The organism is Enterococcus sp. DIV0800 (genome assembly GCF_050559735.1).
GTDB lineage: Bacteria > Bacillota > Bacilli > Lactobacillales > Enterococcaceae > Enterococcus_A > Enterococcus_A devriesei.
This window is the reverse complement of record NZ_CP187898.1, coordinates 1,999,006-2,022,526: the sequence shown is the minus strand read 5'-3', so window position 1 is coordinate 2,022,526 and position 23,521 is coordinate 1,999,006. Positions and strand designations below refer to the sequence as shown.

General features: G+C 42.6%; 21 protein-coding genes. 14 read left to right on the top strand and 7 right to left on the bottom strand.

The window, feature by feature from the left end; translation table 11 throughout:
* Positions 1–88: 88 nt before the first annotated feature.
* The 3 genes from IGI54_RS09840 (at position 89) to IGI54_RS09830 (ending at position 3,108) form a co-directional block, all read left to right on the top strand.
* Positions 89–739, top strand: coding sequence for a TerC family protein (locus IGI54_RS09840; protein WP_430620576.1), 651 nt, complete (start codon positions 89–91; stop codon positions 737–739).
* Between the two features lie 438 nt (positions 740–1,177).
* A complete protein-coding gene (locus IGI54_RS09835; RefSeq protein WP_071861030.1) occupies positions 1,178–2,353 on the top strand; it encodes a double-cubane-cluster-containing anaerobic reductase in 1,176 nt (391 codons plus the stop codon).
* The gene (locus IGI54_RS09830; protein WP_311901020.1) at positions 2,344–3,108 is read left to right on the top strand and encodes an acyl-CoA dehydratase activase; all 765 of its coding nucleotides are present in this window, start codon (positions 2,344–2,346) and stop codon (positions 3,106–3,108) included. Before IGI54_RS09835 ends, IGI54_RS09830 begins: the two co-directional genes overlap by 10 nt.
* A 20-nt stretch (positions 3,109–3,128) precedes the next feature.
* On the opposite strand, the gene IGI54_RS09825 is transcribed toward IGI54_RS09830, so the two are convergent.
* On the bottom strand, positions 3,129–3,776 hold the full coding sequence (locus IGI54_RS09825) for a DUF998 domain-containing protein (protein ID WP_430620575.1): 648 nt from the start codon (positions 3,774–3,776) through the stop codon (positions 3,129–3,131).
* 226 nt (positions 3,777–4,002) lie between these two features.
* Between IGI54_RS09825 and IGI54_RS09820 the strand changes: the two genes are divergently transcribed.
* From IGI54_RS09820 to IGI54_RS09810, 3 genes are read left to right on the top strand one after another with little or no spacing between them, the layout of a single operon-like run.
* Positions 4,003–4,920, top strand: a complete 918-nt coding sequence (locus tag IGI54_RS09820; RefSeq protein ID WP_430620574.1) for an ABC transporter ATP-binding protein — start codon at positions 4,003–4,005, stop codon at positions 4,918–4,920.
* The gene (locus tag IGI54_RS09815) at positions 4,910–6,520 is read left to right on the top strand and encodes an ABC transporter permease (protein ID WP_430620573.1); all 1,611 of its coding nucleotides are present in this window, start codon (positions 4,910–4,912) and stop codon (positions 6,518–6,520) included. The genes IGI54_RS09820 and IGI54_RS09815 overlap by 11 nt, the downstream gene beginning before the upstream one ends.
* Positions 6,521–6,524: 4 nt before the next feature.
* Positions 6,525–7,163, top strand: a complete 639-nt coding sequence (locus IGI54_RS09810; protein WP_430620572.1) for a TetR/AcrR family transcriptional regulator — start codon at positions 6,525–6,527, stop codon at positions 7,161–7,163.
* Positions 7,164–7,212: 49 nt separating this feature from the next.
* On the opposite strand, the gene IGI54_RS09805 is transcribed toward IGI54_RS09810, so the two are convergent.
* On the bottom strand, positions 7,213–7,428 hold the full coding sequence (locus tag IGI54_RS09805; protein WP_071860611.1) for a hypothetical protein: 216 nt from the start codon (positions 7,426–7,428) through the stop codon (positions 7,213–7,215).
* A 228-nt stretch (positions 7,429–7,656) separates the two neighbouring features.
* Between IGI54_RS09805 and IGI54_RS09800 the strand changes: the two genes are divergently transcribed.
* Both IGI54_RS09800 and dapB read left to right on the top strand, forming a co-directional pair.
* Positions 7,657–8,301, top strand: a complete 645-nt coding sequence (locus tag IGI54_RS09800; RefSeq protein ID WP_311901026.1) for a hypothetical protein — start codon at positions 7,657–7,659, stop codon at positions 8,299–8,301.
* 76 nt (positions 8,302–8,377) lie between these two features.
* Complete coding sequence (gene dapB, locus IGI54_RS09795; protein WP_430620571.1) at positions 8,378–9,175, top strand: 4-hydroxy-tetrahydrodipicolinate reductase; 798 nt, start codon at positions 8,378–8,380, stop codon at positions 9,173–9,175.
* A gap of 222 nt (positions 9,176–9,397) precedes the next feature.
* Here dapB and IGI54_RS09790 read toward each other — a convergent pair whose 3' ends face one another.
* Positions 9,398–9,586: a hypothetical protein gene (locus tag IGI54_RS09790; protein WP_430620570.1), complete on the bottom strand. Its 189-nt coding sequence runs from the start codon at positions 9,584–9,586 to the stop codon at positions 9,398–9,400.
* Between the two features lie 185 nt (positions 9,587–9,771).
* Between IGI54_RS09790 and IGI54_RS09785 the strand changes: the two genes are divergently transcribed.
* Genes IGI54_RS09785 through IGI54_RS09770 form a run of 4 tightly spaced genes read left to right on the top strand, consistent with a single transcriptional unit; the run spans position 9,772 to position 13,112 of the window.
* The gene (locus tag IGI54_RS09785) at positions 9,772–10,911 is read left to right on the top strand and encodes a cystathionine gamma-synthase (RefSeq protein ID WP_430620569.1); all 1,140 of its coding nucleotides are present in this window, start codon (positions 9,772–9,774) and stop codon (positions 10,909–10,911) included.
* A gap of 1 nt (position 10,912) precedes the next feature.
* A complete protein-coding gene (locus IGI54_RS09780; RefSeq protein ID WP_430620568.1) occupies positions 10,913–11,692 on the top strand; it encodes an amino acid ABC transporter substrate-binding protein in 780 nt (259 codons plus the stop codon).
* A 20-nt stretch (positions 11,693–11,712) separates the two neighbouring features.
* A complete protein-coding gene (locus tag IGI54_RS09775) occupies positions 11,713–12,366 on the top strand; it encodes an amino acid ABC transporter permease (protein ID WP_430620567.1) in 654 nt (217 codons plus the stop codon).
* 11 nt (positions 12,367–12,377) lie between these two features.
* On the top strand, positions 12,378–13,112 hold the full coding sequence (locus IGI54_RS09770; protein ID WP_430620566.1) for an amino acid ABC transporter ATP-binding protein: 735 nt from the start codon (positions 12,378–12,380) through the stop codon (positions 13,110–13,112).
* Between the two features lie 48 nt (positions 13,113–13,160).
* Here the strand turns inward: IGI54_RS09770 and IGI54_RS09765 are convergent, their stop codons facing one another.
* The 3 genes from IGI54_RS09765 to IGI54_RS09755 form a co-directional block, all read right to left on the bottom strand.
* Complete coding sequence (locus IGI54_RS09765) at positions 13,161–15,830, bottom strand: cation-translocating P-type ATPase (protein ID WP_430620565.1); 2,670 nt, start codon at positions 15,828–15,830, stop codon at positions 13,161–13,163.
* A gap of 614 nt (positions 15,831–16,444) precedes the next feature.
* Positions 16,445–17,518 carry a glutamyl aminopeptidase gene (gene pepA, locus IGI54_RS09760; protein WP_430620564.1) on the bottom strand — a complete coding sequence of 358 codons (1,074 nt, stop codon included), beginning with the start codon at positions 17,516–17,518 and terminating at the stop codon, positions 16,445–16,447.
* A gap of 18 nt (positions 17,519–17,536) precedes the next feature.
* The gene (locus IGI54_RS09755) at positions 17,537–18,277 is read right to left on the bottom strand and encodes a class I SAM-dependent methyltransferase (protein ID WP_379945927.1); all 741 of its coding nucleotides are present in this window, start codon (positions 18,275–18,277) and stop codon (positions 17,537–17,539) included.
* A gap of 199 nt (positions 18,278–18,476) precedes the next feature.
* Here IGI54_RS09755 and IGI54_RS09750 point away from each other — a divergent pair, with 199 nt between their 5' ends.
* Together IGI54_RS09750 and IGI54_RS09745 are read left to right on the top strand one after the other, a co-directional pair.
* Complete coding sequence (locus tag IGI54_RS09750) at positions 18,477–20,195, top strand: ABC transporter ATP-binding protein (RefSeq protein WP_430620563.1); 1,719 nt, start codon at positions 18,477–18,479, stop codon at positions 20,193–20,195.
* A gap of 35 nt (positions 20,196–20,230) precedes the next feature.
* A complete protein-coding gene (locus tag IGI54_RS09745; protein ID WP_430620562.1) occupies positions 20,231–21,997 on the top strand; it encodes an ABC transporter ATP-binding protein in 1,767 nt (588 codons plus the stop codon).
* A 72-nt stretch (positions 21,998–22,069) separates the two neighbouring features.
* Here IGI54_RS09745 and IGI54_RS09740 read toward each other — a convergent pair whose 3' ends face one another.
* Entirely contained in the window at positions 22,070–23,509 is a 1,440-nt protein-coding gene (locus IGI54_RS09740) for an APC family permease (protein ID WP_216428152.1), read from the bottom strand.
* Positions 23,510–23,521: the final 12 nt, after the last annotated feature.

Genomic DNA, 23,521 nt, shown 5'->3' with positions numbered 1-23,521 from the left:
AAAGTTTCTGATAGGTATCATTCTATTCCCATGCACTTTTTGAAAAAAAGTAGTATCTTAGATAAGTTGAATAGGAGTGTGGAAACAAATGATTGAAATACTATCGAAGATTCTTTCGATTATTGTATTGAATTTGGTGTTAAGTGGCGACAACGCAGTGGTGATCGCATTGGCGACGCGAAAACTACCAAGTGACTCGCAGAAAAAGGCAATCGTGATTGGAACAGGTGGTGCCGTGGTTTTACGAATCATCTTGATGCTGATCGCAGTAGAATTATTGATGGTTCCTTATGTAAAAATTGCTGGCAGTATCCTACTTTTTTATATCGCCTATGACTTGTTAAAATCAAATGGCGAAGAAGCCGACATCAAAAGCGAAACGACTTTTTTTTCGGCAGTGCGGACGATTATTATCGCAGATTTAGTGATGAGTTTAGATAATGTGTTGGCGATCGCTGGAGTAGCCGATGGGCATTTTGTTTTAGCGATTTTAGGTTTAGTGATCAGTATTCCAATCGTTATTTTCGGTAGTCAGATGATTTTGAAATTAATGGATCGCTTCCCGTGGTTGATTTGGATCGGAGCGCTATTGATCGCCTACACCGCTGGAACGATGCTGGTAGAAGATGATTTTATTCACCATTTGTTCCGGGGACTAGCTAGTGGGCATATCGTTTCCTTGGCTGCTTGTCTTTTATTGGCGGGAATTTATTTCTTGTTTAATCGAAAAGAATCATAATTGAAAAGATGCGGACGTGACAGAAGCTACTTTTGGAACGCTGTTTATCCAAGAATAGAACCTGTGACGAGGCTTTTGTCACAGGTTCTATTCTTTTGGTTATGAAAAAGACCAGAGTGAGAACGATTCTCTTTAAGAAGCCTTGTGGAGAAAAATTTGCTTCGTTATACTAGTAATTGTAAACCTTTACACAAACTTTGGCGATGTCAAAAAGACATCATGGTGATACTGGGAAAAGAGATCAGGAGGTGGAAAGTATGTTTGGCCGATGACTATGAGCTGCTCAACACTTAGAGGTTCTAAGGGCGTTAACTAAATCTTTTTCCTCCTGGGGTAAAACCAAATAAATTTATCCGGGAGCAGGCCTTTTTGGTGTGCTTTTTTTGGGAGGAAATCGATACAAAAAAGTGGATTCTCAAAAAGGAAGGAATGGATAATGTGGAATTAAAAACAAGTTTACCGGAGATTTTTGATGATTTTGGTGAAGCCAGAAGACAAGGCTTTTTAACAGTGAAGGAAATCAAGGAGAAGGGCCAGCCGGTAGTGGGGGTCTATTGTACCTTCATGCCGGAAGAATTGGTGTTAGCCAGCGGGGCGATCCAAATCAGTCTGTGTTCCACCTCGGATGAAACGATCCCCGATGCTGAAGAAGATTTGCCGCGAAACCTCTGTCCCTTGATCAAGTCTAGTTACGGTTTCGGTAAAACAGATAAATGTCCGTATTTTTATTTTTCTGATTTGGTAGTCGGTGAGACAACTTGTGACGGCAAAAAGAAAATGTATGAATACATGGAGGAATTCAAAGATACGTATTTGATGCACCTGCCCCATAATCGTGACAGCGAAGCCAGCAAACAGCTTTGGTACAGTGAGATGGTGCGCTTCAAAGAAAAATTAGAAGACTTTTTAGGAGTAGAGATCACCGAAGAAAAAATTCGTGAGGCGATCCTGCTGAAAAATCGCGAGCGGCAAGCTAAACAGAATTTTTACCGATTAGGCCAACTGAATCCGCCGGCGATCAGCGGGCAAGAAATTTTTAAAGTAATGTACGGCTCGCAATATAAATTTGATAAAGAAGAAGTCATCCAAATGCTGGAGGAAACCACTGCGAAGATCAAGGAACATTATGCGGCGGGGCAGTATTTAGACAGAAAGCCGCGAATTTTAGTGACCGGCTCACCAATGGGGGGCGTCACAGAAAAAGTCATTCGAGCGATTGAAGAAAATGGCGGAATCGTCGTGGCTTACGAAAATTGTACCGTCGCTAAAGCGGTGGAACGTTTGGTGGACGAGACGGAAGCGGATGTTTATCAAGCGTTAACAGACAAATACATCAATATCGGCTGTGCTTGCATGTCTAACAATCAGCCCCGGAAAGAATTATTGAGTCAAATGATCGATGACTATCAAGTCGATGGTGTGATCGACATGGTTTTACAAAATTGTATTCCGTTTTCAGTGGAATCCTTAAAAATCAAACGCTTCTTGAAAGAAGAAAAAGACACTCCGTATATGTATTTAGAGACGGACTATTCGACTTCAGATATCGAACAAATCAATACCCGGGTGACTGCATTTATTGAAATGCTTGAGGAAGAGGTTGTATGTATATAATCGGTTTAGATTCAGGTTCAACTACGACGAAAGGTGTGCTTTTTTCGGATGGAGAGCTGATTCGTAAATATTTAATTCCCACTGCTGGAAATCCCAAAGGCGCGATGGAACAAGTCGTTGAACAATTAAGTGCTCCCCAACAGGTGAAGAACCCCAAATTAATCACCACCGGCTATGGTAGAAAATTAGTTCCGGCGGATTTGGCTGTGACAGAAATTACTTGTCATGGAAAAGGCGCGGAATATTTAACCCCTGGAGTGAAACAAGTAATCGATATCGGTGGACAAGATTGTAAGACGATTCAGCTAAACGGTAACGGCAATGTCGTCGAATTCAGCATGAATGATCGCTGTGCCGCAGGAACGGGGCGGTTTGTAGAAGTTATGATGCGCACACTTGGCGAAGATATTTCTGACTTAGATAGCTTTGTGGCAGAAGCTACGCCGGTGACAATCAACAGTATGTGCACGGTCTTCGCAGAATCAGAAGTCATCAGTTTGATTTCAAAAGGAGAGAAACGAGAGGATATTGCGTTAGGCGTGCTACATTCCATCGCAAAACGGATCAGCAGTCAATATTCCAAATTACGACCAAAGCGAGGAGAAGCGGTCTTGTTTACCGGCGGACTTTCAAAGAGCCAAACGTTTTCTGACGTGTTGTCTCAGTATGTGAATGCCCCAGTCCAGACCGATGAGCTATCGCAATATGCCGGTGCGATTGGAGCAGCCCAAATTGGAATGAAAAAATTGAATTAGCCAGTAAAAAGGAGCTAGGACTATAATAATGTCCTAGCTCCTTTAAGTTGTTTCACAGCTACGGTAAAGGCGGGTAAGTATAAAAAGAACAGTGAGACTCGCTGCCATAGTCCCCGCGTTGAGGAAAGCTTGGCACCTACGATGGGTAAATAATAGGCAGCGAATAGCAGCAATGCAATAATCGATAGCATTAAACAGCTGAGATAGAAAATCACCACGAGCTTCTCATTTTTATTTGCTGCTCGATAAGCTAACGAAAGTGGGACAAACATCATGGCGACCATTGCGATCCCGGAAAAAGCCGCGTGTAAAAAATAGGCGGGGCTGAAAAAGCTGGCGGACTTGCTGATATGGACCAGCCCTGTCAGCAAACAATCACCAAAGCCGTATAAAGCGATCGCACCGGCTAAGATTTGCGCCAAACGCTTTGACTCAGATCTGAAAAAAAGATAGACACCGATACTGGATAGCATGAATAAACTGCCGGTCACTATGGAACCACGATTGAAGGCTTGTTGGACTGGACTGCCATCCTCACCTAATTGGCTGATAATCATGGTAGCTTGGTCGAAGCCGGGGTAAAAACGCCCTAGAATATAAGGCAATGAAAAATCGCCTACTACTGCTAGAATCAGCAGACACGGAGAAATTTTTTTGATGAACGTCATAAGAGCTCCTTGTGAAAAGTTTTGTCTCTTTAACTGTACTTTATTTTAAAAAATATTTCGAGGATTAAGCCAATGAAGCGGACTTTTAGGAATATTTTGCGAAAAAACTTGATTGACTGCAAAGTCATTGACTAGAAAGTCAAAAGAGAGTATCCTCAAATTATAAAAAGAAATACGAGCAACGGCTCATCGGTTAAGGGGAAAAATAAGTTTGGGAGTGAGGACGATGGAAAAAGAAATCGTGGTGTTAAATAAGCTGGAAAAAAAGTTTGGTAAGTTTCAAGCGTTAAAGGACGTGACCTTTTCAGTGAATAAAGGGGAAGTTTTAGGCTTTATCGGACCGAATGGCGCCGGCAAGTCAACGACGATCCGAGTCTTGTTAGGTATGCTGAAAAAGTCCGGCGGTGAAGCGACGATTTTTGGCAAAGATGTTTGGAAAGAGGATACGGCGATCCACAAACAAATTGCCTATATTCCCGGTGATGTTTATTTGTGGCCTAATTTGACTGGCGGAGAAATTATTGACTTATTGCTGCGTTTAAACGGGCAAGAGCGGACAACAAAAACCGAAGAGCTGATTCAAAAATTTCAACTAGATCCCAAGAAAAAAGCCCGCACTTATTCAAAAGGCAATCGGCAAAAGATTGCTTTAATCGCTGCCTTATCCCAAGAAGCGGAGTTGTATATTTTTGACGAGCCGACTTCAGGGCTAGATCCTTTGAATGAAAAAACCTTCCAAGAAGAAGTATTGAAATTAAAAGAAGCCGGTAAAAGTATCTTGCTGTCTAGTCATATTTTGTCAGAAGTGGAAAAAATGTGTGATCGGATCGCCATTATTCGTGACGGCGTAATCATCGAGACGGGAGATCTCGCTTCGATGCGCCACTTGACTCGGATGGAAATGACGGTAGAAACTGCCTCATCAATGGTAGGTGTCGAGGAGTTAGCGGGCGTCCACAAGGCCGCGTTTAGGGATGAAGCAAAACGTCAAGCGGCGCTCTCCGTGGACCGGGAACAAATGGAGCAGATCATGCAATTTTTAGCGGACAAGAAAATCGTGAATCTGATCTCGACACCGCCGACTTTAGAAGATTTATTTATGCGCTATTACGAGCAACAAGGAGATGATTCTCATGGGGCATAGTGGGATAAAAACAGGTTATCTGCTACGGACCAATCTGAAGCAAAACCGGCTGAAGCACCTTGTCTGGATCGCGATTTTAGTGGGACTATTTGCTTCGGCGGCAACGAAATTTAATGTCCTTTTCGGTACGCAAACCGACATCAATGCGATCGTTGAAACCTTGAAGACGCCAGCGATGGTCTCACTGTTTGGCGAATTTTCCGCAACGAAACCCTATACGACCGCGAATGTTTTTGCTTCAGAGATGTTGGTTTTTATGGGGATGTTCATGGTCTTTATGAATATTTCACTAGCAATCGGCAATACGCGTGCGCAGGAAGATTCGGGTTTGGTTGAGATGATTCGTTCACGGACGGTTGGCCGGCTGGCCCCAACCTACGCGACTGCGCTGGAAATTTTATTGATCAATGGCTTGATGGGGATTTTATATGTCGTCAGTCTGTTCGTTGCTAATTTGAATGGAGCGACGATGGAAGGCGATCTATTGATGGGAATTAGCATCGCTGCAATCGGGATTATGTTTGGTTTCATTAGCTTATTACTCGCGCAACTAGCGAATAATGCCCGGAGTGCCAATTTTATGAGCTATGGCTTATACGGGATTTTCTATTTGATGCGGATGATGACGGACGTTAGCGCACCAAAGTGGACTTGGCTATCACCGGTTGGCTGGATTCAAAAGACGGCGATTTATACAGACAATCGCTGGTTGCCGATTCTTTTGACCTTAGGGTTAGGCTTGATTTCTTTCGTGGCGGCGATCAAAATCGTTGAGACTCGTGATATTGGCAGTGGTCTGTTGACAGAACGAAGTGGAAAAGCCCAAGCTGGAACATTACTATCTTCGCCCCTTGGTTTGGTATTAACAGTGGAGCGTAACAGTATTATTGGCTGGCTGATTGGCGGTATCGTTTTAGGAGCAGCTTATGGTTCTATTTTTAGTACGATCGGCGATATTATCGGCACCAATCCTACTTATAAAAAAATCTTAGGTGTCACCCAGATCCATGCGGCAAATCGTGAATTGATCTTGAATTTTTTGAATATGCTGGGACTGTTTTTTGTGGCTATTGCGGCGATCAGTGGGATTTTGATTATTTTTCGTTTGAAGTCAGATGATAAAAAAGGCTACTTAGAAATCATCCATTCCAAGAGTATCACGAAGACTCGTTTAGCTTTGAGTTATTTTTCTGTCGGGATCATAACTAGCTGTCTTGTCTTTGTCGCTACGTTAGCGGGAGCCTTCTTTGTTGGAAATGCGTCAATGGAACACCCTTTAGCAATCAAGTATTTTTGGGAAACGCTCGGTGGCTTTTTACCAGCAACGCTGTTTTTTGTCGGAATCGCTAGTTTATTGACTGGTGCCTTGCCTAAATTAACCAATCTTTTATGGGCGTATCTAGCCGGCAGTGTCCTGATCAAAATGTTCGGACCGCTGCTGAATCTATCAGAAGAAACCGCCAATATCTCGCCCCTCGGCTGGGTGGGAAAAGTGCCGACCGAAGCATTGAACCAATCGTTGGCGCTTGGTTTAGTCGCGATCTTTCTTGGTTTGACGATACTGGGGATCATCGGCTACAATAAGCGGGACTTGGAGTGATACGATGAAAGAAGTAGTAAAAGATCCACAAAAAGAAAAAAATATTTTAACCACCAGCGCCCAATTATTTGCTAAAAACGGTTATCGTGAAACGAAGACGGATGAAATCGCGAATCAGGCCGGGGTTTCAAAGGGCTTACTGTTCCATTACTATGGGAATAAAAGTGGTCTCTATGAAGCAACCTATGAATATGCAGCGGATTTTTTCTATCAGCGGATCGATTATTCCGTTTGGACGCAAGCTTCTGATTTACTGGAAATGGTCGTTGAGGCGACAAAGTATAAAATTCAACTACAGTTGACCTATCCAAATGAATTTGATTTCTTAATGAAGGCTTATACGGAGATGCCAATGCTGCCAGAGCCTTTGCGGCAAAGAATGACGGAAAAGCTCAATCAGGATTTTAGTAAAAATATTACGCTGACGGATCAGGTGATCGGCAAATTACCTTTGCGAAAAGAGGTAGAGGAAAAAGAAGTACTGGAGATCATCTATGCTGTTTTAAATAGCGAGACAACGAAAATTCAACAAGAATTAACGCAGCATCCAGAATGGCAGACGATCGAAGATTTAATGCCAGCAATTGAACGCTTGAAACGAAAATTAAAAATTCTTGAATATGGTTTTATTGAAAATGATTAGCAAAAAAAGGCTGCGCCAGTTAACTGGTTCAGCCTTTTTAAATGTGTCGTTAAGCAAAAATCGTCATTAGTAAGAATCCTTCTTCAGCCAGCGCGCCGAAAAATAAAATTAAGCTATCAACAAACAATACACTCATATTTGCGCCGAACATGACTGCCAGTTTCTCCAAATGATCTTTGATTTTTTTTTCTTTGAAATAGACAGAAAAAAGATAGAAATTAACTAAGAAAAACAGAATAGTTGAGAGAATCATTGCCATTTTCATAAGTGTACCCCTTCACTTGAATAAAAGTAATCGTTTTTACACGTTCATTATACTCTTGTTCAGAAAGAAAAAAAGCGTATCTCAGTAAAATATACTTTTTCTCGGCAAAGCTTTTTAAAATAGTCTAAAGGTAAGAGTCAAATGATTCTTTATGAACAAAACAGACTGACATCTATTCTTCGCTCCGTTATACTAAGAACAAATAAATATTCGAAAGGAGGAAAAGAGATGAATGTTGCAGCAGCGGATTTTGACTATTACGAGCGGACGATTCGAATTATGTACCAAAAATATTATCGAAAGCGGCTCACTTTTTGCGGGGTAGCACTAGTTATTATTTTGTCTTACACTGTGATCATTGGCGATACGATTTTGTTAAATAGCCTATTAATGATCCTACTCGCCGCGGCGATGATCTACCTTTATTTGCAACAGCAAAAATTTGTGTCGATCTATCAAGGCTTCCTAGCTGAGAATCAACCGGAATTACGGATTCATCAGATTCAGGAAGAGGAATACAGCTACAATGTGATGGATGACGAACATGTGCGAATCAATAAAAAGAATGTCCGCAATCTGCCGTCTAACAATAAGCAGTACACGCTGATGGTAGGTTTTTCGAAGGCCTTTTTCTCACGGGAGCCTTTGCAGATCGTTTATTACGATATGCTGGACTTGACCTACGAGGAAAAATTCCGATTGAAACGTAATGGATACAGCTCGATGCCGCGCTTTTTACGGCGTTTCACGTTGAGTAACTTGCGAGCCAGTGCCGGCAATGCCGCCAGTTTCATTTTTGGTAATTTGTTTCTCTTGTTTATTTTATATCGCTTGCTTCGCTATTTATGGTCCTTTTTACGAATGTTTTTCTAAACGCTCAAGAAATAATTCTTGGGTGTTTTTTCGTGTTAAACTAAATTGAAAACGGGTTAAAGAAAGGCGGTAGCTTATGATCAAAACGATTGTAGTAGGACCATTGGGGAAAATGGGGCGCTTGATTACTCAAGTCGCGGATGAAAGCGCTGAATTAGAATTAGTAGCGGGGGTAGGCCCGCAAGGACGATCGTACATCGGTGGGGATCTTGGGCAAATGACCTTTGGACGGACATTAGCTGTGCCGATCGTAGATGAGTTGGCTGAAGTAATTGATTCCTGTGACGTGATCATTGATTTTTCAACGAAGGAAATGGGCTTAGACGTCTTACGTTTAGCGCAGGCTCACCATAAAGCGCTGGTTTGCGGAACGACTGGCTTTACACCGGAGGAAAAAGCCTTGTTCAGAGAGGCTAGTGAGAATATCCCTGTTTTATACGCCGCCAACACTTCAAAATTAGTCAATGTCATGAATAAATTATTGCAGCTAACAACGGCGGCAATTGGTGAAGAGACCGATATCGAGATTGTTGAAATGCATGACCGTTGGAAAAAGGATGCACCTAGTGGGACAGCGAAAGAAATGGGTGAAGTGATCGCTCACGAATTAGGTGGTGAGCTAACAGATCTTGCTGTTTACGGACGTGAAGGAGTCGGGGAACGAACGCCGGGTACGATTGGTTACCATTCTTTGCGGATGGGGGATACTCCAAGCAGTCATACTGTTTTCTTTGGCGGCTTTGGAGAACGCTTGGAGATTAGTCATCATTCCACTGACTGGCGGGGCTTTGCCAAAGGTGCCTGTGATTGTGCCATTTTTTTGGCGCAGCAAGAACCGGGATATTATTCGGTAACAGATGTGTTGCAACTTTAAAAAATATTTCGTTATTAAATTTAGGGATATTGTGGGTTAAAAATGTTTTCAACAAAGATTGTGGAAAATTGAGGCGTTTTTGGAAATAGTTATTTTAAAAAATATTTGAGAAGCTAATGATTGACTTCTCATTTTGGAAATGCTAAATTGAGTTCAATCATTTTAAGGAGGTCAGGACACATGACAAACAACATGGCGAAACAAAATCTTCAAACAGTTCAATCAGCTTGTTGTTGTATGGTGCAAAAAAGCAGCATACTGATTTGTCATGTCTATTAACTGTTCTGAACTCGTTTGAAAAAGAAGAAAACTTCTAATTTTGGCGATTCTAAGAGGTGCAGCTTTAATAGCTTGCACCTCTTTTTTGCGATCTTTTTCAGATTTTGCAAGTTTTTCTTTAGGCTTTAGCATAATAAAAAAATCGTATTAAGTACGAAAATAATAGCTTTTTTCAAATTTTGAAAAAGCCTACCCCAGCTGGAGCAAGGTTTGTGTCTCAGCAGAATAAAAAGGATAAACATAAGATTGGAGGAACTACCATGTGTTGTTGCTTAAAAGATAAAGGCTAAAAAAACAAACAATCAGGAGGAAAAAACATGCATTTATCAACCAAGATGATCCACGGAGGAATTAGCGAAGATCCATTGACGGGAGCTGTCAGTGTGCCGATTTATCAAACCTCGACCTATCGGCAAAAAAAATTAGGGCAGCCAGGAGATTTTGAGTATTCTCGTTCAGGTAATCCCACTCGCTTGGCGTTAGAAGAATTGATTGCTGAGCTTGAAGGCGGTGTGGAAGGCTTTGCTTTTGCTTCGGGACTGGCAGCCATTCATGCGACCTTATCCTTATTTCAACCAGGCGATCATTTGATTTTAGGCGACGATGTTTATGGCGGGACTTTCCGTTTACTGGAAAAGGTTTTTGCGCCGTTAGGGTTAAGCTACACAATGGTGGATGCGCAGGATTCAGCACAGCTTGAAGCGGCGTTAACGGAGAATACCAAGGCTCTTTATTTAGAATCACCTAGCAATCCTTTATTAAAAATTATCGATCTAGAAAAAAGTGCTGCTTGGGCCAAAAGCCATGAGCTATTGACGATCGTCGACAATACTTTCGCGACGCCTTATTTACAGCAGCCGTTAGCGCTAGGTGCGGATATCGTTTTGCATAGCGGGACCAAATATTTAGGCGGACACAGTGACTTAGTCGCAGGGCTCGCGACCACGAATGATGAAGCTTTAGCAGAAAAAATTGGGTTTTATCAAAATTCTATCGGTGGTATTTTAGGTCCGCAAGACAGCTGGCTATTGCAGCGAGGAATCAAAACGTTAGCCGTACGAATGGAAGCCCATCAAAAGAATGCGACAGCGGTGGCGGAATTTTTGACCAAGCATCCAGCGGTCGCAACCGTCTATTATCCCGGCTTAGCAGATCATCCAGGGCACGCGATTGCTGCCAAGCAAATGAAGGGCTTCGGGGGAATGGTCGCCTTTGAATTGGTAGATGAAAGTAAAGTAGCGAATTTTGTTGAATCCTTGCAGATCATCACGTTAGCGGAAAGTTTAGGTGGCGTTGAAAGTTTGATTGAAGTACCAGCCGTTATGACTCATGCGTCGATTCCTAAGGAGCAACGAACAGCTGCGGGTATCAAAGACGGCTTGATTCGCTTGTCAGTGGGAATCGAAGAATTAACGGACTTACAAAATGATTTGGACCATGCATTGGAGGAAAAATAAAATGAAAAAATCAATTATTGCCGTTGCTAGCTTGTTAGTCGTGGGCGTCCTATTTCTAGCCGGTTGCCAGTCAAAAGACATCGGAGCCGCCAGCTCAAGCGCTGAAAAGGTCTTACGGGTCGGGACAGAAGGAACCTATTCGCCATTTTCTTTTCGTGATGAGAATGACAAATTAACCGGCTATGATGTTGATGTGGCCAAAGCGGTCGCGAAAAAAATAGATTATAAAGTAAAATTTGTTGAAGCGCCATGGGATTCGATGTTAGCCGCCTTTGACGCGAAGAAGACGGATGTGGTATTTAACCAAGTAGCGATCACCCCTGAACGTAAGGAGAAATATTTGTTCAGTACCCCCTATTCAGTCTCGCATCCTGCGTTGATCGTTAATAAGGACAACGACAGTATCAAGGATTTCTCAGATTTGAAGGGCAAGACTGCGGCACAGTCATTGACTAGTAACTATGCGGAAATGGCGGAAGGCTTAGGAGCGGAGATTTCTAGCGTCGACGGCTTCAGTAAAGCGGTGGAATTAGTCAGCGACAAGCGCGCGGATGCTACCTTGAACGATGACGTGACGTATTACGATTATTTGAATCAAAAGCCTGATGCGTCAATCAAAATCGTTAAGACTTCTAATGAAGCGACCGAAGTTGCAGCAATGTTTCATAAAGGCGATGAAAAATTAGCCGAAAAAGTGGATAAAGCTATCAAAGAATTAGAAGCAGACGGCACCTTGACAAAGCTGTCAGAAAAGTACTTTAAGAAAGATATTTCTAAATAGAGATTGAAGGAGTAATTAATATGGAACGAATGCTAGATATTATTCAAAGCTCAGCGCTACCGTTGTTTTGGGCATTGCTAAAAATGACGATTCCTTTGACCTTGATCTCTTTTGCTTTAGGGATGGTCTTAGCGTTGATCACCGCTTTAGCTCGGATTTCAAAAAATCGTCTACTCAACGGATTTTTCTTTTTATATGTGTGGATCTTTCGCGGAACGCCGTTACTAGTTCAACTGTTTATCGTTTTCTTTGGACTGCCGTCAGTCGGTATCCAAATGGACGCGTGGGCAGCCGCGATTTTGACCTTTTCATTAAATACCGGCGCTTATGCTTCTGAAAATATTCGTTCCGCTTTATTAGCCATCCCTCAAGGGCAATACGAATCGGCGGCGTCATTAGGGATGAGCCGTTGGCAGATTTTGTATCGGATCATCGCACCACAAGCTTTTAAAATCGCCTTGCCACCGTTGTCGAATAACTTTGTTAGTCTCGTTAAGGACACCTCGTTAGCTGCTAGTATAACGATTGTGGAGATTTTCATGACAGCTCAGCGAATCGCCGCACGGACCTACGAGCCATTGCTGCTTTACAGCATGGTGGCAGTCTATTATTTAGCTTTTTGTACCTTCTTGAATTATTTGCAGTCCGTGCTTGAAAAACGGATGGTCTATTAGGAGGAAGTTCAATGTTAACAATTGAAAAATTAAACAAAAGCTTTGATGGCAATCAAGTCTTAAAAGAGATTAATTTGATTTTCCAACCGGGGGAGACAACGGTTATTCTAGGACCATCTGGGTCAGGTAAAAGCACCTTGTTGCGGTCGATCGATTTATTAGAGACACCAGACAGTGGCACGATTGAAATCGATCAGGACAAACTGACCTTTCCGCAGCAAAACCTTGCATTTCGCCAATTAAAGGACTACCGCGGTCATTTTAGTATCGTTTTTCAGGCGTACAACCTTTTTCCCCACTTGACGGTGATTCAAAACGTCATGGAAGGCCCAATACAGGTGAAAAAAATAGCGAAAGCACAAGCGCGGGAGCAAGCAGAGAAGTTGTTGGCTAAGGTTGGATTGTTAGATAAAGCCGCAGAACATCCAAAACAATTATCCGGCGGGCAGATGCAGCGGGTGGCAATCGCAAGAGCATTAGCAATGGAACCGCAGTTCATGTTGTATGATGAGCCAACGAGTGCTTTAGACCCAGAGTTAGCTCAAGAAGTACTGCAGGTGATCAAAGATTTGGCGGAATCCGGTAATGGACAAATCGTAGTGACCCATCACTTAGAGTTTGCTCGTAAAGTCGCGGATCGGATTGTTTTTCTAGAAGATGGACAGGTGACCTTTGATGGCAGCAGCCAGTCTTTCTTCGCCAGTGAGAATCCTCGAATCCAACGCTATTTGCAACAATTCTTATAAAAAAAAAGGCAGCGCCGATTAATCCGGCGCTGCCTTTTAGTATGTTGCTTAGTTTTTATTTAATTCTGCTTTTGTTTTTGGTTCTTGAACTTTAACTAAAATCAATTTAGTAATCTCCATCAATAGAACCGCCGTAGCTGCTAAGGCTAACGCTAAACCAATGTCTTTTAAAGCAAAGGCAGCGGGAATCGCGAAGACTTCACGCAATCCTGGTAACAGTGTCAAGCTGAACAGTCCGCCACAGACCACGATCGCCAATAAGACCATCTTATTGCTAAAGAGCCCTGCTTGGATCGAGGTTTGAGTATTCGAACGAGCCGCAAATGTTTGTAGAGTTCGGCTTAAAATCAAGGTAGTGAAAGCCATCGCGACACCAATTTCAGCAGATTGTTGATTGCCTAGCCATTGAGCGACAATCACGGCTAACGCGATCAAGATCCCCCGGTAGGTCACCGAAATCAACGTTTTACCAGTGAAGATACCACTATCGGGATCACGAGGCTGACGCTGCATGATCGTTGGCTCGGCTTTTTCCATTCCTAATGCGATGGCTGGCAGCGAGTCGTTGACTAAGTTGATAAAGAGTAATTGTAAAGCCGTGAAGGGGTTCGCCCAACCAATCGCTAAGGCGAAGATGATAGCAATGATGGCCCCTAAGTTACCAGCAAACAGATAGGCAACCGCCTTTTTGATATTGTCAAAAACATTTCGTCCGACTTCGACAGCTTTGATGATCGAAGCAAAGTTATCATCGGTTAAAACCATCGCTGCCGCATCTTTGGCAACATCGGTTCCGGTTCCCATCGCAATCCCAATATCCGCCTGTTTCAAAGCTGGCGCATCATTGACACCATCTCCCGTCATGGCAGAAATCTTTCCTTTGTCTTGCCACGCGCGAACGATTCGGATTTTATTCTCTGGCGAAACGCGAGCATAAACCGTAATTTGTTCTAATTGCTCAGTCAGTTCAGTTTCGCTTAATTGATCCAATTCAGCACCTGTCAATGCCATGTCGCCCTTTTCAAAAATACCGATTTCTTGAGCGATCGCCACAGCAGTCGTCTTGTGGTCACCGGTGATCATAACCGTTTGGATACCGGCTGATTTGGCATCAGCAACCGCTTGGAAAACCTCTTCCCGCGGCGGATCGATCATAGCCAATAGGCCGACTAAAACTAGCTCATTTTCATCTTCTAACGTTAACTCATTCGCAGTTACTTCCTTATAAGCAAACGCTAATACTCGCAGTGCTCGTTTAGAAAAATCTTCATTTTGCTTTTGGAAACGAGTCTTCAGTTCTGGAGTGAATTCAACAACCGCACCATCTAATAAAACTTTCGAGCTACGTTCAAAGACGATATCTGGACCGCCTTTAGTAACCATGGTTCGTTTTTGATCAATGGTATGGAGCGTCGACATCAATTTGCGATCAGAATCAAAAGGCAGTTCCGCTTCTCGCGGCGATCTTTTACGCAATTCACGATAAGATTGATTTTGCTTTTCGCTATAGTCGATCAAAGCAATCTCGGTAGGATCGCCTAATTTTGTTCCATCTTCACTGATGGTGGCATCATTAGCCAAAACGCTGATCTCGATCAAACGTTGTTCATCAGCTTCCCAGTTTTTCGGATCTTTTGAAAATTCACCGCTTTGACCATCCGCTAAGAAATGATCGACTACGGTCATTTTATTTTGAGTCAATGTACCGGTCTTGTCGGTACAAATAATACTGGTGGAGCCCAATGTTTCAACGGCTGGCAGTTTACGGATGATCGCGTGTTGCTTTGCCATTTTTTTGGTGCCTAATGAAAGGACGATGGTCACGATTGATTGCAGCGCTTCAGGAATCGCTGCAACTGCCACCGCTACGGCAAACATAAAGGCATTAACGATGTCTTGGGTCATATCCGCCGAACCTTCTAAAAAGACCCGCAGTAGTTGAACGCCTAAAATCACAATCGATAAAATCAAGATCGCGATACTTAATTTCTTACTGAAACGATCCAAGCCGCGTTGCAGTGGTGTTTTTTGTTCAGTGGTTGATTCCAATAAACCGGCGACTTGACCGATCTCAGTCTCAGCCCCAGTCGCAGTCACTAAAAATCTTCCACGACCATATGTGACGATCGTTCCACTGAAAACCATGTTAAGTCGATCACCAACAGGAACGTCAGAAGTCAAGATTGTGATCTCTTTTTCTGCCGGTGTTGATTCACCAGTCAGCATGCCTTCGTCAACTTTCAACGAACCTTCTTCAAGTAAGCGACCGTCCGCCGGGACATAATCGCCAGCCTCTAAAATGACGATGTCACCAGTTACGATTTCTTTAGCTGGGATACTTTGCTCTTGCCCGCCGCGTAAAACACTGGCGTCTGGGGCAGAAAGCTTTTTCAAAGCGTCTAATGAACCCTCCGCTTTTTTTGTTTGAATCACACTAACGACTGAGTTCAGTAACAAGACGGCGAAAATCACGATGGATTCAACGTGAGCCCCCATCACCATTTGGACAACCGCAACGATCAACAGGACGACGACCATTGCGTCTTTGAAGGTTTCCAAAAATAAACTCAGTGTTGTTTTTTTCTTTGCTTCTTTTAATTGATTCGGGCCATTTTCTTGTAGGCGCTGTTGCGCTTCGGTTTGGCTTAAACCTTCTGGTGCAGCCTTGAGGTCCTTCATTAATTCCTCTGTTTCTTGTTGGTAAACTTGTTTTGTCAATTTATATCCTCCAATTTTTTTGATTTAACCTCGTACGCCTACGATTCTACTAATCTTGCTAAAGCAAGAAGTAGGCTCGCAGCTAACTCATGGCTTAGGAACTCATTTTTTCCAATGACGAAAAAATGAGTTTATTTTCGTGCGTCTATCATTCAACTAAACATGACGTTTAATATTCTAGTTTAATAAAGCAAAACTTGTTTCGTAATTTATTAAACTGCGAAAAGGTGAACTGACAGCTAGCTTGTAGTAAGGAAATTATTTTTCAAAGAGCAAAAAATAATATGAATCTCACTACGCTTACGATTCTACTAATCTTGCTAAAGCAAGAAGTAGAACTCGCAAAAAGAGACCTAAGGCAAGTGTTTAAACTTGTCTTAGGTCTCACCATTTCATACGATACCAGAAAACCATTGCTGGTTGACTTACTGTTGATATCACAACAACATTGTTGCCGGTTACTCCCCTAAGGAGTTATTAATATGTTTAAATCCTAACGGAAATAACTTTTGATTGCAAGAAAAATGTTTACTAAAAAGAATATTATTATTAAATGAGTTAGTAAAAGCTTGATAATCATCATTTTAGCAAGTTATTTAATTTTTATTAAGCAATTATTTTCCGGCGATAATTGTTTTGATGGTACTTTCGTCTAACCCTTTCAATACTTGGATCAGCATTTCTCGTGCGGCATCAAAGTCGGCGATGCTGAACATCGTTTGATGGGTATGGATATAACGTCCGCACACACCGATTACCGTACTTGGAACGCCTTCGTTTGCAGTATGAGCGGCGCCAGCGTCTGTGCCGCCTTTTGAAACAAAGTATTGATAAGGGATATTATGGGTTTCCGCCGTGTCTAATAAATATTCCCGCAGCCGTGGTAAAAGAATCATACCGGGATCTTGGATTCGTAAGAGGGTCCCTTCGCCTAAATGTCCAAAGGTGCCATTAGTAGTCACTAGATCATCAGCGGCGGAGCAATCTACTGCAAAGAATAAATCAGGCTGGAATTTTGTTACGGCAGGTTTGGCTCCTCGCAGACCAACTTCTTCTTGCACGTTGGCACCAGCGATCAGCGTATAATCTAATGTTTCTTTTTGCAGGGCTTCTAAGGCTTCCAAGACAACGGTGCAGCCGTAGCGATTGTCCCAGGCTTTACTGATAATATTTTTGCCATTGGCGGTTTTTACAGTCTCTGTTTGTGGAACGATCGTATCGCCTGGTAAAATGCCAAAGGCTAGCGCTTCCTCTTTTGATTCAAAGCCGGCATCGAATAAAATATCTTCCACTTTAACTTGACCTTGTCCACTAGTTCCGCGTAATAGATGAGGCGGTACGGAAGAGGAGATACAAGGATAATTGCCTTTGCCGGTTTTTAAAGTAAAGCGTTGCGCTGAAACAACGTAAGGATTCCAACCACCTAAAGGTACGACTTTGAATAAGCCTCGCGGAGTAATTTCTGTCAGCATAAAGCCAACTTCATCCATATGGGCTGCGACCATCACACGTGGTTTATCCTCCGGTGCATTTTTCAAGCCAAAAATCCCACCAAGCCTGTCTTGTTGGACTTCGTCAACTAATGGAGTCATCGCGCTTCGCAGATAAGTCCGAATATCTTCCTCAAAGCCGCTGGTTCCTTGCAGCTGGGTTAATTCTTTGATTCGTTGAAATGTTTTTTCTTCCATCATTCTTCCCCCTTATTGTTATAAGCCGCTCTCATTATAAGCCTTTGGGACTTGAAAATAAATCAATTCAAAAGTAAGCCGGCTTTCATTATTTTTTTGCGGTGCGTCACCAAAAGTCTTTTCGATCATCATAGCCAGCTCTGCCGCAGGAAAATCATCTTCGAAATAAGCTTGGAAAAATTCACGATTCACGTCTTCGCTTTTTTTGTAGGAAAATTGTTTAATTTTGTAGGGAATCTTTTCAGCCTGCAAAAATGTTTTATACTGCTGATTCAATAACAAATCAGGATTTGCTGCTTCGTAAGGTGAGAAGAGTGTGTCTTCCTCTTGGATCGCACGAAAAAGCAGGCACCAATTCCGACTGATACGCTGCAAAGCAGTCAAGTCACGACTTGTTTTCAAAGCGGGATTCATCGCCGAAAAAACGACGTCAAATCGGGTATTGCTTTGAGTTAAAAAAGCTTCTTGCGACTGTTTGATTAACAAAACATTTTCTGCCGCCTTATTTTTCGCATAGTGCAACATCTGCTCCGAAATATCGACCAGGGTATAATTTTCAACCTGCTGTTGAAAACTAGATAAATAACGGCCAGTACCGCCAGCTAAGTCTAAAAAAGTCTGACAGGGAAAGATTTTTTCGCTGATCAAAAAAGCTGTTAGATCTTCTGCTATGGGAAAACTAGATTCTTGTTGAATTTGTTCATAATCTTCCGCAAAATCATCCCAAAACTCTCTTAACTCATCAAGGTATTCGTTCATCAAAAAAATCCTTTCGTCTAATCCTTTGCTCTTAAGTATACACAAAGAAAAAAGAAATCGTTACTACAACGAAATCGCCAAAAAGATTCAGAAAAATGAATGAAAGTCAAAAAATAAGCTTTACTTAATGGATAACGTGTGTAATAATTCGTAGATAATTGAGAACGGTTATCAATTAGATGGGGAAGAGGAGGAGCTTATGGAAAAGACGAGTGTTAGCTATTTATTTCGTTTGGCGGGAAAATCAAGTTTGTTGTTAGCAGCTTCCGCTTTTTTTAGTATTATTTCCGGCATTATGGATTTTGTTCCTTTGGTGATGCTGTATCGCGTCTTATTATTTTTATTCGGTGAACAGCCTAATATGGATCTGGCGATGCGTTATGCGACCTATGCGGGAATTGCGATCGTTATAAAATTCGTCATGATGTTATTAAGCGGCAGTTTGTCACACATTGGTGCTTTTAATACGTTGTATGAGATTCGCAGTCGTTTAAGTGCTCATATCGCAACGTTGCATTTAGGTTTTTTTACAAAGACAACTTCGGGGAAATTGAAAAAGACGATCATCGAGGACACAGAACGAATTGAAACGATGCTGGCCCACCAAGTACCAGATTTAGCCAAAGCAATTACGGTTCCGTTATTAATGTTTGGTTATCTTTGTACGCTGAGTGTTCCATTGGCCTTGTGTTTATTGCTACCGATTGTGATCGGTGCAGCTATTTTAATGATCGGTATGCGTAGCAGCAGCCAATACATGAGCTGGTATCATAAATTAGTCGGACAACTGAATTCTTCTATCATGCAATTTATCAATGGGATGAATGTCATGAAGTCATTTAATGTTACAGCAAAAGGCTTCAAACAATATTCTTCGACTGTCGAGGAATACCACGAAATGTGGACGGAATGTACCAAGGCACAGGCTTGGCCTTACGGGATGTTTATGATTTTGATCGAGTCGGGCTTGTTATTTAGTTTTCCGGCAGGTGGTTGGTTGTATTTACGAGGTGCAGTGGATTTGCCGACGTTTTTATTTTTCTTAGTAATGAGCATCGTGTTCCTTTCTTCTTTGAAAAGCTTAAGCGGATTTGCGATGGCGATTTCTCAAATTTTAACAGGAACAGAGAAAATCAAAAGTATTATGGATCTGCCGCAGCAAACCTTCGGATCTACGGTGGATAAGCTGGCTGACGTGGCGATTCGTTTTGATCACGTGCATTTTTCTTATGAAGAGGATGAAGTGCTGCATGATGTTTCGCTAGAGGTGCCAGCCAACAGTTTGACTGCCTTTGTCGGAGTCTCTGGCTCAGGAAAATCTACCACAGCTCAGCTAGTGCCACGTTTTTGGGATATTCAACAAGGAAAAATTTTGTTGAATAATCAACCGGTTGAAAATTTTAGCGAAGCTGCTTTGATGCAAGCCATGAGTTTTGTTTTTCAAGATGCCTTTATGCTAAGCGATACGATCCGTATGAATATCGCGGTAGGCAAGGACCAAGCGACAGAAGCCGAAATTCACGCGGCAGCTAAGGCTGCTCAAATTCACGAATTTATCATGAGTCTGCCAGCGGGCTACGACACGGTGATGGGTGAATCCGGTGTCAAAATGTCTGGCGGCGAAAAACAACGAATCTGTATTGCTCGTGCGATCTTGAAAGATGCGCCGGTGGTGATTTTTGATGAGGCGACGAGCTTTACGGATATTGAAAATGAACGCAAGATTCAATTGGCGCTAAATGAATTGCTACAAAATAAAACGACGATCATGATCGCACATCGTTTGAATACGATCAAACATGCGGATCAGATTTGTGTCTTTGATCAAGGGCGAATCGTTGAGCGGGGAACCCATGAGGAGCTGGTGCGGAGAAACGGTACTTACAGCAAATTATGGAAAATCTATGCAGAAGAGTAAGGAACGTTTTTGGGAAATGAAGAAGGAGGAAGCTTATGACGAGTGTGATTCGAAATATCCAAGCAGTGGTGGGGACGAAGATCAAACTGCTTTATTTACCGATTTTACTAGCGATTTTAGATGCGTTTTTAAATATGATTTTTTATTCCGTCATGATTATGAGTATCGTTACCTTGATCCGAAATGAATTTACGGAGCGCTTCTTTTTTATCGGACTGGCAATTTTAGCCGTGGTTTTTGTAATTCGTTCTTTGTTAGCCCGTTACAGTTTCCGTTCGTTGCAGCTGAATGGCTCAGTGATCGCGACGGACCTGCGTCTTCGGTTAGCGGAACATGTTCGCGGACTGAATTCTGGTTACTTTAATCAAAATAGTGTCGGGAAATTAACGAGCTACTTTTCAACGGATATTGCGGATTTTGAACAGGTGCTGACGCATCACTTAACCGATTTCGTTAAGGCCTTGTTTAGTGTTACGGTGTGTATGTTGGCGGCGTTAGTGATTGATTTTCGGTTTGCCGGCGTGATGGTGGTAATGATTTTAGTGGCGTTGCCTTTAATGATTAAAGGCGGCTCTGTTGGCCACAAGATCGCACCAGAGCATCGAGTGAAAATGAACGCAGTCATCTCGCGTGTGGTGGAATACATCAACGGCATCAAAACCTTTCGACTGTATCAATTGACGGGGACAAAATTTGAGCGTTTGGATCGCTCGTTCCATGAATTCAAAAAGTCTTCGATCCGGGTAGAGCTTTCTATGATGCCTTATGTGATGGTCTTTTCAACGATCGTCTCCTTAATGATCCCGGTAGCGTTGATTTGGGGCACGAACCTGCTGATGCAAGGAAATTCTTCACCGGAGCAATATATCGCGGTGTTGATGTTAAGTGTCTCTACGTCGAGCCAGCTGATGACGATTGGGATGCTTTATCCTGAATTGAAATATTTATCCAAATCAGCAGATAACCTGCGCCAAATTTTTGCCACGCAGCCGCTGCCGTACAATCAAGAACGTTTTAACGGCGGAGATCATGAAATTGTTTTTGAAGATGTCTCCTTTAGCTACGAAAACGATGTGCCGGTCTTGAAGAACCTTTCATTTACCGTGGCAGATGGGAAAACAACGGCGTTAGTTGGCCCCTCTGGTTCAGGGAAATCAACAGTAATCAGCTTGATCTCTCGTTTCTGGGATGTGACTCAAGGGCAGATCAAAATGGGTGGTAAAACGATCCGCGAGATTCGTCCAGATGGATTGACGGAAGAGATTACTTGTGTGTTCCAAGATGTGTATTTATTTAACGATACGATCTTAAATAATATTCGTTTAGCCAAGCCTAACGCATCGATGGAAGAAGTCGTCAAGGCTAGTCGCTTAGCCAACTGCCATGAGTTCATTATGCAAATGGAAAATGGCTACGACACCGTAGTGGGAGAAGGGGGCTCAACCCTTTCTGGCGGTGAGAAACAGCGGGTTTCGATTGCTCGCGCTTTATTAAAGGATGCGCCGGTCGTTTTACTGGATGAATCGACTTCAAGCTTAGACGCGGACAATGAAAAAGAAATCAATCAAGCGTTGGATAAGTTGATGGAACATAAAACGGTCGTGGTAATCGCCCATCGTTTGAACACGATTATCAACGCGGATCAAATCATTGTTTTAGCTGATGGCGAGATCCGTGAAAAAGGTACTCATCAAGAATTGTGCCAGCAAAAGGGTTGGTACGCACAAATGATTGAAGAACAGCGTGTAGCGAAAACGTGGGTAATTGGCGATTCACCTATAGCACTTGAAAAAGCAAAATAAAAAGCGCAAACAGGTGCCCTTCACGAGAGGTCTAACGGACTTTCGTGAAGGGTACACTTCGTTTACTCATTTTCAATTTAATTGCTGCTGCTCTTTTTTGGCGATCATCGGTAGAATCGTTCCTAGTAAAATCAAGATGATTGGTGTGGCGATATTCGAGATCAATTGGAAGAGCCATGAACTTGGATCGGCTGCGTAATCGATCTTAGGCAGCATGCCTAAAATACAAGCCAAGATAGTGAAGGCGAAACACCAGAAACCGACAGCAAACCCCAGCTTCGGATTTTTAATAAATTTGTATTCTGAATGAAATTTTTTGATTTGGAGATTCAGCATCATATAAGCAAAGAAGACCCAGATATAACGCATTGGCATGACGATCGAGTTTAGATTGGTCAGCCACTGCACGAGGATACTCATGCTTTTGATGCCGGCGATCGGTAAAATAATAATAATGCTGACTAAAATTCCTGTTAGTAAATAGCCGTTAACTAGTGTTCCTTTTCTGTTTCTTTTTCGCAGCCATTGCGGAACAAATTCTGGATCCGCGTCGGATAACAATATTTTTAACGGTGCATCGATGGAAAAGGCCAGAGCGGAGGATTGCACCGCGGTTTGAGCTAAACCATAAACGATCATTAAGAAATTGCCCACGCCTAGATGATTGCCTAAAATTTGAAAGGCACTATAAGCTCCGTTTGCCATTAGATCCTCGGGAATATGGTTGCTGTTAAAGAGCATTCCCATTGCGACTGAGCCTAGCACGGCGCTGATGCCGATCATTGTAGCCATAAAGATCATGGCTTTAGGAAAATTTTTAGTTGGATGATCGATGGCGTTTACATAAGGTGAGATTTTTTCGGCACCGCCCACTGCGAAGACGAGCATCGAGATGGTAGCGAAATAACCAAGATCAAATTTGGGAATGTAGGTCTTTAGATTTCCCATGTCGGGTGTGGCCATTTTGAATGAAGGGTCCATCGTAGGAACAGCGACGGCTAAAATAATAAATAGGATCGACATGATCAACATACCGGAGCCAGCAACACTTCCAATGACTTTCAGAGTAGTTAACCCTTTGGTAGACAAAAAGAGAAAAAGCAAGAAGATAACTAGTGAGATAAGTGCGACGATTTGAACGCTCATGTTCGTAGCGACATCGCCGTTGCCTCTGAAAACCCAGCCAAGAGCGATCAAAACAGATTGTGGTTTTTGCGCGAGATAGGTAATGTGAACGACCCAATACGTCCAAGCTGCATAATAGGCGACTTTGCGTTTGCCAGTAGTTTCCTTGACCCACGAACTGACTCCGCCAGAGCTGTTTTTAAAAGTAGAACCTAGCTGACCGACGATCAAGGCATAAGGAATAAAATACAACAACATGATCAATATCCAAGAGACCACGACAGAGATTCCTTGCTGGGCGTAGTTGTTAACGACATTCCCAAAACCCCAAACCATACTAAAAGCGATCATTGAAACGGTGAACCAGCGGATCTTTTTGTCGGACATTTGTTACTCCCC

Bases quoted from the DNA above. Each gene is read 5' to 3' on its own strand.
- IGI54_RS09745 (WP_430620562.1), top strand. From the start codon at position 20,231: ATGACGAGTGTGATTCGAAATATCCAAGCAGTGGTGGGGACGAAGATC.
- IGI54_RS09785 (WP_430620569.1), top strand. From the start codon at position 9,772: ATGCATTTATCAACCAAGATGATCCACGGAGGAATTAGCGAAGATCCA.
- IGI54_RS09755 (WP_379945927.1), bottom strand. From the start codon at position 18,277: ATGAACGAATACCTTGATGAGTTAAGAGAGTTTTGGGATGATTTTGCG.
- IGI54_RS09815 (WP_430620573.1), top strand. From the start codon at position 4,910: ATGGGGCATAGTGGGATAAAAACAGGTTATCTGCTACGGACCAATCTG.
- dapB (WP_430620571.1), top strand. From the start codon at position 8,378: ATGATCAAAACGATTGTAGTAGGACCATTGGGGAAAATGGGGCGCTTG.
- IGI54_RS09840 (WP_430620576.1), top strand. From the start codon at position 89: ATGATTGAAATACTATCGAAGATTCTTTCGATTATTGTATTGAATTTG.
- IGI54_RS09790 (WP_430620570.1), bottom strand. From the start codon at position 9,586: ATGCTAAAGCCTAAAGAAAAACTTGCAAAATCTGAAAAAGATCGCAAA.
- IGI54_RS09750 (WP_430620563.1), top strand. From the start codon at position 18,477: ATGGAAAAGACGAGTGTTAGCTATTTATTTCGTTTGGCGGGAAAATCA.
- IGI54_RS09740 (WP_216428152.1), bottom strand. From the start codon at position 23,509: ATGTCCGACAAAAAGATCCGCTGGTTCACCGTTTCAATGATCGCTTTT.
- IGI54_RS09775 (WP_430620567.1), top strand. From the start codon at position 11,713: ATGGAACGAATGCTAGATATTATTCAAAGCTCAGCGCTACCGTTGTTT.
- IGI54_RS09780 (WP_430620568.1), top strand. From the start codon at position 10,913: ATGAAAAAATCAATTATTGCCGTTGCTAGCTTGTTAGTCGTGGGCGTC.
- IGI54_RS09770 (WP_430620566.1), top strand. From the start codon at position 12,378: ATGTTAACAATTGAAAAATTAAACAAAAGCTTTGATGGCAATCAAGTC.
- IGI54_RS09825 (WP_430620575.1), bottom strand. From the start codon at position 3,776: ATGACGTTCATCAAAAAAATTTCTCCGTGTCTGCTGATTCTAGCAGTA.
- IGI54_RS09810 (WP_430620572.1), top strand. From the start codon at position 6,525: ATGAAAGAAGTAGTAAAAGATCCACAAAAAGAAAAAAATATTTTAACC.
- IGI54_RS09820 (WP_430620574.1), top strand. From the start codon at position 4,003: ATGGAAAAAGAAATCGTGGTGTTAAATAAGCTGGAAAAAAAGTTTGGT.
- IGI54_RS09805 (WP_071860611.1), bottom strand. From the start codon at position 7,428: ATGAAAATGGCAATGATTCTCTCAACTATTCTGTTTTTCTTAGTTAAT.
- IGI54_RS09830 (WP_311901020.1), top strand. From the start codon at position 2,344: ATGTATATAATCGGTTTAGATTCAGGTTCAACTACGACGAAAGGTGTG.
- IGI54_RS09800 (WP_311901026.1), top strand. From the start codon at position 7,657: ATGAATGTTGCAGCAGCGGATTTTGACTATTACGAGCGGACGATTCGA.
- pepA (WP_430620564.1), bottom strand. From the start codon at position 17,518: ATGGAAGAAAAAACATTTCAACGAATCAAAGAATTAACCCAGCTGCAA.